At 61.5% G+C, this 13,179-nt stretch carries 13 protein-coding genes; 5 read left to right on the top strand and 8 right to left on the bottom strand.

Annotated elements, in window-relative coordinates:
• Nucleotides 1–5: 5 nt before the first annotated feature.
• Nucleotides 6–1,112, bottom strand: coding sequence for an NAD(P)/FAD-dependent oxidoreductase (locus tag AC07E3_RS19995; protein WP_336067477.1), 1,107 nt, complete (start codon nucleotides 1,110–1,112; stop codon nucleotides 6–8).
• A gap of 304 nt (nucleotides 1,113–1,416) precedes the next feature.
• Between AC07E3_RS19995 and ampC the strand changes: the two genes are divergently transcribed.
• Nucleotides 1,417–2,616, top strand: a complete 1,200-nt coding sequence (gene ampC, locus AC07E3_RS19990) for a class C beta-lactamase (RefSeq protein WP_478364361.1) — start codon at nucleotides 1,417–1,419, stop codon at nucleotides 2,614–2,616.
• A gap of 121 nt (nucleotides 2,617–2,737) precedes the next feature.
• Here ampC and AC07E3_RS19985 read toward each other — a convergent pair whose 3' ends face one another.
• From AC07E3_RS19985 to AC07E3_RS19960, 6 genes are all read right to left on the bottom strand, one after another.
• Nucleotides 2,738–3,976 (bottom strand): Gfo/Idh/MocA family protein, encoded by a 1,239-nt coding sequence (locus tag AC07E3_RS19985; protein ID WP_336067473.1) that lies wholly within the window; start codon nucleotides 3,974–3,976, stop codon nucleotides 2,738–2,740.
• A 13-nt stretch (nucleotides 3,977–3,989) separates the two neighbouring features.
• Nucleotides 3,990–5,009: a LacI family DNA-binding transcriptional regulator gene (locus AC07E3_RS19980; RefSeq protein ID WP_478364358.1), complete on the bottom strand. Its 1,020-nt coding sequence runs from the start codon at nucleotides 5,007–5,009 to the stop codon at nucleotides 3,990–3,992.
• Nucleotides 5,006–5,962: an ABC transporter permease gene (locus AC07E3_RS19975; protein ID WP_478364356.1), complete on the bottom strand. Its 957-nt coding sequence runs from the start codon at nucleotides 5,960–5,962 to the stop codon at nucleotides 5,006–5,008. Before AC07E3_RS19975 ends, AC07E3_RS19980 begins: the two co-directional genes overlap by 4 nt.
• Entirely contained in the window at nucleotides 5,959–6,948 is a 990-nt protein-coding gene (locus tag AC07E3_RS19970; RefSeq protein WP_478364388.1) for an ABC transporter permease, read from the bottom strand. Before AC07E3_RS19970 ends, AC07E3_RS19975 begins: the two co-directional genes overlap by 4 nt.
• 2 nt (nucleotides 6,949–6,950) lie before the next feature.
• The gene (locus AC07E3_RS19965) at nucleotides 6,951–8,453 is read right to left on the bottom strand and encodes a sugar ABC transporter ATP-binding protein (protein WP_336067463.1); all 1,503 of its coding nucleotides are present in this window, start codon (nucleotides 8,451–8,453) and stop codon (nucleotides 6,951–6,953) included.
• Nucleotides 8,454–8,514: 61 nt separating this feature from the next.
• Nucleotides 8,515–9,537 carry an ABC transporter substrate-binding protein gene (locus AC07E3_RS19960; protein WP_336067460.1) on the bottom strand — a complete coding sequence of 341 codons (1,023 nt, stop codon included), beginning with the start codon at nucleotides 9,535–9,537 and terminating at the stop codon, nucleotides 8,515–8,517.
• A 352-nt stretch (nucleotides 9,538–9,889) separates the two neighbouring features.
• Between AC07E3_RS19960 and AC07E3_RS19955 the strand changes: the two genes are divergently transcribed.
• Nucleotides 9,890–10,213, top strand: a complete 324-nt coding sequence (locus tag AC07E3_RS19955) for a hypothetical protein (RefSeq protein WP_478364353.1) — start codon at nucleotides 9,890–9,892, stop codon at nucleotides 10,211–10,213.
• 30 nt (nucleotides 10,214–10,243) lie between these two features.
• Here AC07E3_RS19955 and AC07E3_RS19950 read toward each other — a convergent pair whose 3' ends face one another.
• Nucleotides 10,244–10,462, bottom strand: coding sequence for a hypothetical protein (locus AC07E3_RS19950; protein ID WP_336067455.1), 219 nt, complete (start codon nucleotides 10,460–10,462; stop codon nucleotides 10,244–10,246).
• A gap of 375 nt (nucleotides 10,463–10,837) precedes the next feature.
• On the opposite strand from AC07E3_RS19950, the gene AC07E3_RS19945 reads away from it, so the two are divergent.
• The 3 genes from AC07E3_RS19945 (at nucleotide 10,838) to AC07E3_RS19935 (ending at nucleotide 13,001) form a co-directional block, all read left to right on the top strand.
• The gene (locus AC07E3_RS19945) at nucleotides 10,838–11,629 is read left to right on the top strand and encodes a GGDEF domain-containing protein (protein ID WP_336067453.1); all 792 of its coding nucleotides are present in this window, start codon (nucleotides 10,838–10,840) and stop codon (nucleotides 11,627–11,629) included.
• 195 nt (nucleotides 11,630–11,824) lie between these two features.
• On the top strand, nucleotides 11,825–12,334 hold the full coding sequence (locus AC07E3_RS19940; protein ID WP_336067451.1) for a hypothetical protein: 510 nt from the start codon (nucleotides 11,825–11,827) through the stop codon (nucleotides 12,332–12,334).
• A 79-nt stretch (nucleotides 12,335–12,413) separates the two neighbouring features.
• Nucleotides 12,414–13,001 (top strand): L,D-transpeptidase, encoded by a 588-nt coding sequence (locus AC07E3_RS19935; protein WP_478364350.1) that lies wholly within the window; start codon nucleotides 12,414–12,416, stop codon nucleotides 12,999–13,001.
• The last annotated feature ends 178 nt before the right edge of the window (nucleotides 13,002–13,179 follow it).

The following is a 13,179-nucleotide window of genomic DNA, read 5'->3' as shown; positions in this document are numbered from 1 at the left end:
TCCTTTCAGGACTTGATGAGACGGTTCGGTGCAAGGGCCTGCACCACGGTTTGGGGCAGGGTGGATGTCCGCCCCGCGCAAAGATCGGCTGCGAGCGCCGAGAGAGCGGGCGAGGTCTGCACCCCATACCCTCCCTGGCCGGCCAGCCAGAAAAAACCTTCCGCATCCGGCGCGAAGCCGACGGCGGGCGTGCGGTCGGGGAAGAAGCTGCGCAGCCCCGCCCAGCTCCGCTCGATGCGTGTGACGGGCACGGTCACGGCCTGTTCGAAACGGTGCAGGCCTTCCGCCAGCACCATGTCGTCGGGCCAGGCGTCGAAGGGCTCGGACGGGTCTTCGTCCGCCGGCGAAACCATGAGCTTGCCCGCATCGGGTTTGGCGTACCAGCCTTCGCCGGCACAGGCGAACAGCGGCCAGCCCGTCACATCATGCCCCTCCGGCGCGGGCAGGATGACCGCCGAGCGGCGCATCGGCGTCAGCCCAAGCGGCTGGACGCCGGCAAGTCTGGCGATCTCGTCGGCCCAGGCGCCGGCGGCGTTCACGATGACAGGGGCGGAAAAGGACCCCTGCGGCGTTTCCAGTGTCCACGTGCCGTTTGCGCGTGAAATGGCGCTCACAGGCGCCTTGTTGACAATGCTGCCACCGTGATGGCGCAGCATCCTCGCAAATCCCTGAAGGAGGCGGTCGACATCGATGTCCTGTGCCCCTTCCTCAATGGCTGCCGCTGCGATGCTTTCGCGTTTCAGAATGGGAACGCGCGCGATCGCTTCGTCCGGGCTGAGGCGTTCCATGCCGGTCGCGCCCTGAAGGATGGTGTCGAGCGCCCCGACATGCTCTTCGGTGGCGACATAAAGCAGGCCGCGCGGGCTCAGGACACTTTCTTCTGAGATGCCTTCCGGCTCTCTGAACACCGGTTCGGAGGCCGCGTTGAGCGCGCGCAGCGTGTCGTTGCCGTAATTGCGGATGTAGATCGCCGCGGAACGGCCCGTTGCGTGGTAGCCGATGGCCTCTTCCGACTCCAGGACAGTGACCTTCGCGTCTGCGGCAATGCGCGCGCCCGCGCCTATGCCGGCGATGCCGCCGCCAATAATGATGATGTCGGATGTCTGGCTCATGCTCTCCCCCTCTACGCTTTCCCGTGTCTGGATGCAGCGCTCCGAAAGCACCCACATCTCAGCGGGTGTATGGCGCGGCACCTGTCCTCGGCGTGGCTCCATGAGATCGAGTCGCTATCCCAGGTGGCCAGCACCGCACACAGATACTGATCGCACTGCGAAAGCAATAGGCTCAATCCCCTTGTGGCATTATGGCACCGGCCCTGAGATCACAAAGCCCTGTTGACCATGGGGTTTGTCATTCCCGTGCATTTGCTTTATCACGCAGGGGTCTTTTAACGTATTGATATTTAAGAATAATTATATGTTATACCATCATTCTGACAGAGTGACAGGCTCTTCCTTTTGGTGCTCGCGCGCATTGCTACTCGGAGCTGCTATTCTGTCGACGGTTCCTGCGTGGGCCACAGGCTCGATCCTTTCGGCGACAACCGAACGAAGAATCGAGGCGGAAGCCCGGCGCTTTATGCGGGAGAACGGCATTCCCGGTCTCTCGGTTGCCATCACGATTGATGGCGAGCGTCGCATCTTCAATGAAGGTGTTGCGTCCCGAGAAAGCGGAGAACCTGTTGCAGACAAAACGCTTTTCGAGATCGGCGCCATCGGTGAGACCTTCACTGGGCTTCTTGCGTCTTACGCGCAGGTCAAGGGAAGGCTCTCTTTCTTCGACGAAGTCAGCGATCATTTACCGGCGTTGAAGGGAAGCGCCTTCGACACCGTGACGGTTCTCAACCTGGCGACGCACACGAGCGGGCTGGACCTGTTTCTACCCGAGGACGTGAAGACGCCCGAGGCGCTTCTTGCCTATTGCGCTTCCTGGCGACGGCGCTATGCGCCCGGTTCGCAACGGACATATTCCCATATTGGCGCCGCACTCCTCGCCACGGTTGGCGCAGCCGCAATGAAGCAGGACTATCATGAGCTTCTCGGCAGGGAAATATTGCCGAAACTGGGCCTGTCGCACACCTATACACAGGTTCCGGCGAGCGGCACGAAAGACTACGCGCAGGGCTACACCCAGGGAGATCTGCCCGTCCACGTTGGCCCGGAGCCGCTTGCTTCAACAGTCTACGGAATGCGAACCACGGCGGGTGACATGATCCGCTATGTCGAAGCGCATATGGAGGCTGGCGACATGGACCCGGACATGAAGCGCGCCATCCGCAGGACCCTTACCGGTTATTACAAAGCCGGCCCGTTCACGCAGAACCTCATCTGGGAGCAATATGCCTTTCCGGTCGCGCTCAGGCAGCTGGTTCAGGGGAATTCCACGAGAGTGGAATGGACCGATGTGCCGGCGCTGCGGCTGAAACCGCCATTTCCTCCGCGCAGGAATGTGTGGATCAACAAGGTCGGTTCGACACGCGGCTTCGCGGCATATGTGGCCTTTGTACCGGCCAGCAAAACGGGGATCGCCCTGCTTGTGAACAAGTCAGTTCCCGAGCCCGATCTGGTAAGCACCGCATACCGCATTCTCGAGATGTTGCAGGCCCCGGGCCCCTGAGCGGATGAGGCTGCCGGCGGGCCTTGTGGCCCAGCCGGCAGCCAGTGAGCGGCCTGCAGCAATTCCAGGAAAGGTGGAACCAGGCTTTCTGTCCGGAACTACGCAAAAAAACTGGAGCGCTTTAGCGCCGCGCCACCACGGGCACGTAGTTCTCAAGATCGGGATTGGGAAAACGCACCGTGTTTCCGGTTTCCGAGGAGAGATAGAGGCCCATTAGAATTTCCATGACGGCGACACCGTCGGCAAACGTCTCAAGCGGCTCCTCACCCTTGCGGAAGCACTCGACCATGTGCCGGTTCTCGTCCGTGTAGCCATAGACTCCGGCTTCATCCTCCAGCACCGGCATCAGGCCCTGTTCGGCGTTCTGCTTTTCAACGAGATCCTCACCCTCGTCGCCGGTCACCTCACGCGACATGAAGATTTTGAGGCCTGTTCCCAGCGAGTTGAACTCCATCGCATATTCCGGCCCGAGAAGTTCAAGCTGGATGCGCAGGCCGGCCCCCACATAGGCCCAGGACGTGCTTGCCTCGATCATCAGCTCGTTGCCGTCCTCGTCCTCCAGCATCACATTGCCGCGCGCGAAATCTTCCGACGGACGGTTTGCATAGTCCACCTCGGGACCGAAGCGCTTCTTGAGGTCCTCCACGTAGCGCGGCCGGGTCCATTTCAGATTGGCCACATTGCCCTGCACCGCCTTGAGCTTGAGCGAGTCGCGCTTCTTGCCCGGCTCTGTCAGGAGATGGCGCGCCACCTCGACGCTGTGGCACATCATGTCGAGCAGCACGCCGCCGCCCTGCTTGTCGCCCTGCCAGAACCATGGTTCATGCGGCCCGGAATGCTCTTCCGCAGCACGTGCCAGATAGGGCCGGCCGGTCGTGGAAGCGGCGCGCCGCCAGATGATCTCCTTGCCGCGCAGAACGGGCGTCGCAAAAACCTGATTTTCCAGATAGCCATGGTTCAGTTTGGCGGCTTCGGCCAGCCTCAGCATCTCGCGTGCATCGGCCACCGTCCGCGCCAGCGGCTTTTCGCAGGCCACGGCAAACACCTTGCTGCGTCCGGCCACCACTTCGTCATGGATGGTGCGCATGGTGTCCACGCGCGTGTCATTGGGCGAGAGGATCCAGATTGCGTCCACATCGTCCGCCTGCAGCATGGACACAAGGCTGTCATGGCTCTTGCAGTCGCCGAGCCCCAGTTCGGCGACCAGCTTGACGATCCGCTCCCGGTTTTCCGCCTTGCGGCTGTAGACGGCGGTCACGTCCACATGGCGCACGGCAACCATGGAGCGCAGGTGAAATTCGGCGATGAAGCCCGTGCCGACAAGGCCGATACGCAGGCGTTTTCTTGGCTGTGCGGACATGGTTGTTTTCCTTTCAGGCTGATTTGGGTGGTGCGGTGGTGCCACGCACGCGCAGCGTGGCGGGCAGAACCACCGGTTTTGCGGGCACATGCGCCCCGGAAAGCATTTTGAGAAGAATGCTCATCGCCTGCCGTCCAATGTCGATGCGCGGCTGGCTGACGGTGGTGAGCGGTGGATAGAAAGCCTCACTCAGATAGAGATCGTCGAACCCGACGACAGAAACATCGCCCGGCACGTCGTGTCCGGTTTCGCGCAGGTGGTGGATGGCGCCGAAGGCCATTTCGTCATTGGCAACGAAGATGGCCGTGGGCGGCTCGGGCAGCCTGAACAGAGCCTCGCAGGCGCGCGCGCCGCCGTGAAGAAGATAATCGCCGCGCTGCTCGTAGCCCTCCGGTATGGAAAGCCCGGCACGGCTCATGGCACGGCGATAGCCTTCCTGGCGGCGAAGGCTCATCACCTCCGGCACGGGACCGGATATATGGGCAATGCGCCGATGGCCGAGCCCGATCAGGTGTTCCACCGCCTCGCAGGCCGCCGCCACATTGTCGATCTGCACGTGAGGAAAGCCCGACCCCTCAATCGTTTCCAGCGCCACCACGATGGGAGCGTTCGGGGGTAACTTGTTCCGCGAGCCATTTTCTTCAGGCAGTTTGCCCGTCATCAGAATCATGCCGTCTGCGTGGCCGTCGCGGAGCATGTCAAAATACTCGATCTCGCGTTCGGGGTCGTTTTCGGTGTTACCCATCAGCACGGAATAGCCGGCAGCGCGGGCGGTCGCTTCCACGCTTTTCAGAATATCGAGATAGAACGGGTTGCCCACATCGCGCACCACCATCAGAACCGCCATGGAACGGGCGGTGCGCAGGCTGCGGGCGCTGGCATTGGGGCGGTAGTTCAGTGCATCGGCCGTCTTGCGCACGCGCGCGCGGGTCTCGTCCGTCACAAGGTCGCTGCCGCTCAGGGCGCGCGACACGGTGGCGGGCGAAACGCCCAGAGCCTGGGCGATATCCTTGATCTTGGGACGGCGGTTCATGCGCGCAGCCCCCGCCCGCGGCCATAGAACAGCATGAGCACCAGCAGCGTGGCGCCGAACACCATCTGCCGGCCCGATTCATCGATGTTGATCGTGGTCAGGATGCTTTGCAGAACCACCAGCAGAACAGCCCCCGCCATGGTGCCCGTGTAGCCGCCCTTGCCACCGGATAGCGGCGTGCCGCCAAACACCACGGCAATGATCGAAGGCAACATGTATTGCTCCCCCACATTGGCAAATGAGGAGCCGGAATAGCCAAGCAGGCAAAGCCCGGCAATGGCGGCAAACACGCCTGAAAGCATGAAGAGCGCAATGCGCATGCGCCGCACCGGCACACCGGCCATGAAGGCGGCCTGCTCGTTGGAGCCAATGGCATAGATGCGCTGGCCGAAGACCGTGCGGTGCAGAATGAAGGCCATCAGAAGGCCAACGCCGATCCACAGCCAGATGATGCCAGGCAGGCCGAGGAGAAAGGGTTTTGTCACGAATTCCGAAAGGGCAGGGGCGGCACGTCCCGAAGGAATGCCCTGGCGGATGACAACGAGCAGACCCTGCAGCACGCCCAGCATACCGAGCGTCATCACCAGCGGCGGAATGCGCAAAAGCGTGACACCGAGCCCGTTGAACAGGCCGAAGAGCGCGCCGGTTGCCACACAGGCCAGAATGGCCAGCGGGATGCCGCCATCCATGCCGTTCATCACATTGCCGGCCACGATGGCAGACAGGGAGACCACGCCGCCAACAGAAAGGTCGATGCCTTCACGCCCGCCCAGAATGACGAGGTTCTGGCCGGCGGCGACAATGCCGAGAAGGGCAGCAACGATAAGCAGCCGCAGGATCTGCCCGCCCGAGGCGAAGCCCGGCGAAAGCGTGTTGCCAAGGAACAGGAGTGCTGCAATCAGCACCAGCGCGATGAGAAGGGGGTTCTTCGCGATTTCGATGGCCCGGTTCATGCGCGCCCCCTGCGGCTCACGAGCACGCCGACCATCAGGGCCGCGAGAATGGCGAGCCCCTGTACGAAATTCTGCCAGTGCGAGGGTGTGCCCGCGAAGAACACCAGAGAATTGATGAGCCCGATGATCAGCGCCGCGATGACGGAACCCGCAACCGTGCCGAAACCGCCCGATAGTGCGCTTCCGCCCAGCACCACGGCCGCCACGCTGAAGAGCGTCATCTTCGCGCCGACCAGCGGGTCGCCGCTCGCCGTGTCGCCTGTGATGCAGAAGGCGGCAAGCGCTGCGAACACGCCGCATAGCGCATAGCCGCCAATGCGGATCGCTGTCACGGGAAGCCCACTCTGAAACGCCGCCTGCTGCCCGTCGCCCACCGCCAGAAGTTGCGTGGCAAGCCGGGTGCGGGCAAGCAGGTAAAGCAGAATGGCGAGCGCCGCAGCCACATAGAAGACGAACGGAATGCCGAAGAATGTGCCGCCATAGGTGCGCCAGAAAACGGTGGGCGCGGGCATGCCGGCCACCGGCAGGATGACGAGCGCCAGCCCGGTGAAGAAGATGCTGGTGGCAAAGGTTGCGACGATGGCCTGCAGCCTGAGCGCGGCCACCACGAAACCATTGACCAGGCCGCAGGCGATCCCCACGAGGACGCCCACGCCGAGTGCGGCCAGAACCGAAAGCCCGCCTCCACCCATATGCTGCATCAGCACGATGATCGTCACATTGACCAGCGAGGCGATGGCGCCGACCGAGAGATCGATGTCGGCGGCATAGACCACATAGGTCTGTGCCACGGCCAGAAGCATCAACGCCAGATAGGTGCGCACGAGGCCGGTGAGCGAGCGGAAGCTCAGGCTGTTTGGTTCAAAAATGCCGTTCAAAACCAGAAGCACGACGAGAATGAGAAGGGCGGGAAGAAAGGGAAACCGCCCGAGCAGCGCCCGAAAGCTTCCATTGTCCTGTCTGGTGGGGCTTGAAACACTGGTCATCGTCATGCCGCCTCGTAGGCTGCCTGGTAGAGATTGTAGCGGGTGCGGTCCGCGCCGCTCAGTTCGCGGCTCACCGCCCCGCCATTGAAGACCAGGATCCGGTCGGCATTGTTCAGAAGCTCCGCGTCTTCGGAGGAGTAAAGCAGGATTGCGAGCCCTTCTTCGGCGAGCCTGCGGATCAGCGCGAAAAGGTCTGCCTTGGCCGAAAGGTCGATGCCCTTTGTCGGATCGTCGAGAAGCAGGATATCCGGCTTGTCGATGAGCCAGCGGGCGATGACGATCTTCTGCTGGTTTCCGCCCGACAGCGAGCCGATGGAATGGGAGAGCCCGGCAAACTTGGTGTTCAGTGCCTTCAAAGCCGGCAGCGCCTTTTCCGAAAGCTTGGCCGGCCTCGCCAGCACAAGCCTGTTCCGCAGCGCATGTATGGGAATGACATTTTCAAGGATGGGCCGTCCGCTGATGACGCCGTCGCGTCCCCGGTCGCCGGAAACATAGGCGAGGCCCCGCGCGATGGCCGCGCGCGGGCTTTCCGCGCGAAGCGGCTGCCCGTTGAGTGTCATCTGACCCGAAAGCGCAGGCGGCGCGCCGAACAGCGCCTTGAGCAATGCCGATTGCCCCTGTCCATGCAGGCCGCCAAGCCCGAGGATTTCACCGCGCCGGACAGAAAAACCAACATCGCGGAAGCCCACGCCTGTGAGGCTCTCCACTGTCAGCGCGATCTCGTGGGAGGCCTCATGCGAAGGCGGTGCCGCCTGTGGTGTGGCCAGCGCTTCCTGCTCGCCCACCATCATGTGTATGACCGCTTCGGGGCTTGTGTCTGCGATGGCTTCTGTACCCACCGTTTCCCCATCGCGGATCACCGTCACCCGGTCCCCGATTGCAAAAATCTCATCCATGCGGTGCGAGATGAAAACGATGCTGCGCCCCTCACTTTTGAGGTCGCGCAAAATCTCGAAAAAGCGATCCACCTGCGCGCGGTCGAGCGCGGAGGTGGGCTCGTCGAAGATCAGGATCGGCGCTTCGGTTGCCAGCGCCTTCATGATCTCGACCAGTTGCCGCTGGTCCGCCCGCAGATCGCCGACGGTGGCTTCAGCATTGAGGTCAGCACCTGCAACCGTCTCGAACAGCGCAATGTAGCGGCCGGCCTTTTCAAGCAGCGCTTCACGGTCGACGAAAAGCCCGTTCTTTTTAGGCAGGTCCGGCAGGCAGATGTTTTCAGCCACGCTGCGATGATCGGCGAGGCTCAGTTCCTGATAGAAAATGCCGATGCCCAGCGCCTGTGCCGCACGCGGCCCGCTGACGGTCACGGCTTGCCCGTCGAGCAACACCTCGCCGGCGTCGGGTCGCACGCTGCCCGCCACGATCTTGCAAAGCGTGCTCTTGCCGGAGCCATTGGCGCCGATCAGCACATGCACTTCGCCCGTCTCGAGTTCGAGATCGCCGCGGCGTAGCGCCAGCGTGGCGCCGTAAGCCTTGCTTACACCGCTGAGCTTCAGTTTGGTCATGACATCTTCCCGAAGAGAGCGCCGCGCCAGTCATTGCCGGCGCGGCATTCATGGAGCGGGCTTACTTAAACAGCGCTTCCGCATCCTCGATGGAAAGCGAGCTCGTATAGGAATAGTAGCCCGGCTTGCCTTCAACCGAGGCGGCTACTTCTTCAAGGTTTTCCGAGCTGATGAAGGGGATCGGCAGATACATGGCGTTGTTGTACTGCCCGGCCGTGGCCGGCTCCTTCAATTCGCGTCCCTGCAGCATGAGAACAGCCACATTGAGCGCGCTTGCCATCACGCCGGGCGGGTTCACCGAAGCACCGGAGTTGAGGTCATTCTCGGTCCAGATGTCGATGAAGTCCTTGCGGATTTCGCCGGTCGCGGCAATGTCGCCTGCCTTGTCTGCGTCCATGATGGAACGCCATGCGCCGGCGGCCATGCCGTCCTGCACCCACACGCCGTCAATGTCGGGATAGGTTGCAAGCAGGTTCTGCATGGCCTGCTGGCCCTGCGCCTGGTCCCAGTTGGCGTTAACTTCGTTGACGATCTCGATGCCCTCGTGTTCGCCGAACACCTCGCGGTAGCCGGCAACACGCATTTCATTTGCCGGGTGTCCGGCTACGCCGTTGATGGCGACGACCTTGCCTTCGCCGTTCAGCGTATCGGCCAGCCATTTGGCGCTTTCCATCGCCCAGCCCTTCTGATCGATGCCCACATAAAGGGCGTCGGGCGAAGAAACCTCGGCGTCGGTGGCGATCACCAGAATGCCGGCTTCCTTGGCCTGTGCGAACACGGGGTCGAAGGCCGTCGGGCTGTTGGGGTTGATGATGATCGCGTCCACGCCCTGGCTGATGAAGTTGCGCACATGCGCGATCTGGCCAGGCACATCGACATTGGCGCTCTGGGCGACCACTTCGACATTGACGCCCTTTTCTTTCCAGGCGGCGGCGGCCTGCTCGGCTTCCTCGATCATCTGGGTGCGCCACTCGCTGCCCACCCAGCCGTTTGACAGGCCGATCTTGAAATCTTCAGCCATGGCCGAGAGTGCAGTGCCCGCAAGGGCAGCCGCGGCCACGGCGACAGTTGCCAGTCGTTTCATGAATTCCTCCCTGATGACAGGCACCAGCGGCGCAGGCAGCCGGGGCCCCATTGCCGATCGTGCATCTTCCTTCCCTTTTGGCATGTCCTCCGCCACGCCAATGAAATCGATTGTATGGCAAATGTAATCGATTTCAAGACCGAATCTTTCGGCGCTGCCCAAATGGGTGAAACTGCCGGAGTCCAGACCACGGGATGGAGCCGCCCTGCGAACACATGAACATATCGACGGCGAAACCGGCGGCGCAGGATCATGTTTCACAACGACACAATCTGTTCCTGCGGCTTGGTTGCCCGGCTTCAGATAACTCGACTAATTTCTGAACGTGCGTAATGATTCGAGTAGCGTAAAAGTGTCGAAAGAAGTGTCGCTGGAGGTGGTCCAGCTGGAGTTGTTGCTCGGACTTGCGGATCTGATCGCGCAGGGTTTTGAGACCGCCCTGCTGGCAGCGCTGGAAGAGCTCGACGGGCGTGTTCTCTTCAACCGGAGGCTTGATGGTGATCCACAGTTTCAGCGGGTCGCGGCTGTGATGGTTGGGCCGGACGCCGATGTGGCGCTGGTCTTTCTCGACCATTCAGGCACAACCATTCAGGTGGAAAACGCTGGTGAGAGCGGACGGACGATCGCCCGCGAGGCAGAAAAAGCGCGCAACCGGGTGATCAGCGAAGGGCCCTGACGTTGGCCCGGATGGGCGCGCGGGAGCACCTCATCCGTGGTGGGATGTCCGCGTCGGTCGACCGGTTTCTGCCTGCGGAAAGGGAATGATCTCGCACACCTGCGGCTTGGCGGAGAATTCGGCCTTCAGCGCGGCGTCCACCAGGAGACCGACCGCTTCGCGCAATTGCTGCGTCGCCGGGTCGGTGCCCGTCAGCTCCGCCTGCGCTCTTTCCAGATGGGCGTACACGGACGCAAAGTTCGTCGGCATGGTAGTCCTTTTTCAATGCCCCCGCATCGGCTTGATCATGCGCAGATAATTGTAACCGGCAAACAAAATATATCGAACGCATTTTAACGATATGGCCGGCCACAACGCGAGAGAAGCCCGGAAGCGGTGCCCTGCAATATGGGCTGGAAGGCCCGGCAGGGGCAGCTTGCCGGCAGACGTTCTCGAAGAAACTCCGCTGACGGGCGCATTGTGTCCCGGGGTGTCCCGGGGTGTCCCGGGCGCCGTGGAAACAATCCCGATTTTTTGCGCTGCTGGTGAAATCGTTAATTGTTAAAAGACGACCTAATAAAGAAACTTTTATTAGAAGTTTGCCGGTTACTAACGACTCAGCCACATTGGGGACGTTGAAAGCATATGGACAAGTCGCTCTTGCAACGCAAACCGCGCTGGACATGGCTCATTGCCTTCACACTGCTGGGCACGCTCGCCGCAGTGGGGCTTTCGTTTCTTGTCCACTATCTGCTGTTCTTCGGGGATGACATAAATCCCTATCAGCGCAGTCTCGTTGCTGCGCTCGTTCTGCCGGTACTCATAGCCGCCCCCCTGCTCGCTTACATCGGGCAGGCGAGCGAGCAGTTGCGGCGTGTAAAACGGGAGCGGAACTTTTCTGCAGCCCACGATCCTTCGACCGAGGTCTTCAACGGCGACATGTTCACAACGCTTGTGGAGCGCCGTCGCTCGGCAACGGTGTCCGAAGCCGGTCGGACCTTCGGCGCGCTGCTGATCGTGGAAGCGGAGAACACGCGGGATATCAGCATCGACTACGGTTTCAACTGGGGCGAGGAATCGATGCGTCAGATCGCATCGGTGATTCGGGCCAATGTCCGCCGCAGTGATGTCGTTGGCCGGCTGAGCAGCAACGAGTTCGGTGTGTTCCTGCCGGGTGCAACTGTTGAACAGGCGCGCGATGTCGGCGAACGCATCCGCGATGCGGTGGCAAAGGCGCCCTTCACCGCACAGGGCGAGACGGTCGAGTTGTCCCTTGATATTGGCGGGGTGATTTTCGAGGATCAGATTGAGTTCCGCGGTCTGATGAGGATCGCGTCGGAGCAGCTCGAAAAAGCGCGCCAGGGCGAGGCGGGTGGATTTCGCCTCAGCGCGCTCAACGCGCTCGAATCGGAAGAGAACGGCCAGAGTCGCGAATAGAGGTCGGCATGGGCGAGGCGCACTCTCTTGCCCATGCAGTCCCGCGATCACCGCACGTGGCCCTGTACTGGACACGTCAGATATTTAGCCGCACAATGAATATTGTGCACCGCCCATGCAGCCGGCTGCATGGGCGGTCTGCTTTTGCAGAGGGTGTTCGTCTCGGAATTGTGAGAAGCACCCCAGGGGGTGGCGGTGAGCCTCAAGTCGCTTGTTTCGTGCTGTGGTCTGTTTCTGGTCGCGTGTGAGGCCGGGTTTGCCGACGAACGCGGGGCGAGGCTTTTCCAGGCGCCGCCGCCGTTTTCAGATGAAATGCATCCGGATATCGCAACGCTTTATGGTGGCCGCAGCAATGTGTTGAGGCGCTATGCATGGGCAATGTCGGCCAATCGGCACGTTCTTGCAGGCCAGCGCGGCGCGGCGGTTTACGGGCACGGTTTCGCGCGCGCGCCTGGCGAAGGCGGGGTTTCGGCGTTTGTGGGAGCGAATGACGGGCATGTTCTGCGGCTTGGCGACCGTGCCCTGGTCATTGCGCATGGTGAGCCGTTGGCGAACCTCTACGCCGAGATCGATTGTGAAATCGATGAATGGCCGGCGCTGGTATGTCGCGATGGGCGCGCGAGGTCGATCTCGGCACCCGATACAACCACCATCCTCATTGAGGGAGAGACGTTTGAGTTGGCGAAGAACGGCGCAGATGAATAGCTCTGACCAGAAGGGCCCTGTCGAAAGGGGACGGCATCGGCGCCCTTGGGGCCTTGTCATTCCGGCTTTGGCGTCCGTGATGTCGGCATTGCTTGTTTTGTCTCCGGTGACGCAGGCTAACGCGCAGACCGCCACGGTGCGCCAGTTCGATCCGGCAACCGGAACATGGGTCAGGCGCGAACGAACCCTGTCCTTCAAGGCGCCCTGGGGTGAGGCGGCGATTAAACCGTCGGTGGTGCCATACTCGGAAAATCTGCCCGCCGGGTCCATCGTCATAGAGACCGCCAAGCGTCGTCTTTACCATCTGCGCGGCGACGGCACGGCGGTTCGTTATGGAATCGGCGTGGGGCGTGAGGGTTTCGCCTGGCGTGGCAGGGAGCGCATCACGAGAAAAGCTGAATGGCCTGATTGGCGCCCTCCGGCCGAGATGGTCCGGCGTGAAGCCGCGCAGGGCAGGATTCTGCCTTCGGTCATGGACGGTGGCCCTGAAAACCCGCTTGGCGCCCGCGCGCTTTATCTCGGTTCGACCCTGTTTCGCATTCACGGCACCAATCAACCGTGGACGATCGGTCAGGCCGTTTCATCAGGCTGCATCCGGATGACCAACGAGGATGTTATAAAACTATATAGCAGTGTAAAGATCGGAACACTGGTTCTGGTCAGATAGGGCAATAAGACTGACGGTGTTTCATGCATTTTAGGGTTGAAATGCTTAACGAAATGCCGATTTTGTTGCCTCTCTGCAACATAGTCGGCCGTGAAGAATCCGGAGGCTTCTGAATTCCCACAGGAATTCGTGGTTTCAAAGCTCTACGGTTTGCAGGAAACGTGTGGCTTGTGGGTTG

The organism is Nitratireductor lacus (genome assembly GCF_056431025.1).
This window is presented reverse-complemented; position numbering and strand designations above follow the sequence as displayed.

Bases quoted from the DNA above. Each gene is read 5' to 3' on its own strand.
- AC07E3_RS19995 (WP_336067477.1), bottom strand. From the start codon at position 1,112: ATGAGCCAGACATCCGACATCATCATTATTGGCGGCGGCATCGCCGGC.
- ampC (WP_478364361.1), top strand. From the start codon at position 1,417: ATGTTATACCATCATTCTGACAGAGTGACAGGCTCTTCCTTTTGGTGC.
- AC07E3_RS19985 (WP_336067473.1), bottom strand. From the start codon at position 3,976: ATGTCCGCACAGCCAAGAAAACGCCTGCGTATCGGCCTTGTCGGCACG.
- AC07E3_RS19980 (WP_478364358.1), bottom strand. From the start codon at position 5,009: ATGAACCGCCGTCCCAAGATCAAGGATATCGCCCAGGCTCTGGGCGTT.
- AC07E3_RS19975 (WP_478364356.1), bottom strand. From the start codon at position 5,962: ATGAACCGGGCCATCGAAATCGCGAAGAACCCCCTTCTCATCGCGCTG.
- AC07E3_RS19970 (WP_478364388.1), bottom strand. From the start codon at position 6,948: ATGACCAGTGTTTCAAGCCCCACCAGACAGGACAATGGAAGCTTTCGG.
- AC07E3_RS19965 (WP_336067463.1), bottom strand. From the start codon at position 8,453: ATGACCAAACTGAAGCTCAGCGGTGTAAGCAAGGCTTACGGCGCCACG.
- AC07E3_RS19960 (WP_336067460.1), bottom strand. From the start codon at position 9,537: ATGAAACGACTGGCAACTGTCGCCGTGGCCGCGGCTGCCCTTGCGGGC.
- AC07E3_RS19950 (WP_336067455.1), bottom strand. From the start codon at position 10,462: ATGCCGACGAACTTTGCGTCCGTGTACGCCCATCTGGAAAGAGCGCAG.
- AC07E3_RS19945 (WP_336067453.1), top strand. From the start codon at position 10,838: ATGGACAAGTCGCTCTTGCAACGCAAACCGCGCTGGACATGGCTCATT.
- AC07E3_RS19935 (WP_478364350.1), top strand. From the start codon at position 12,414: ATGTCGGCATTGCTTGTTTTGTCTCCGGTGACGCAGGCTAACGCGCAG.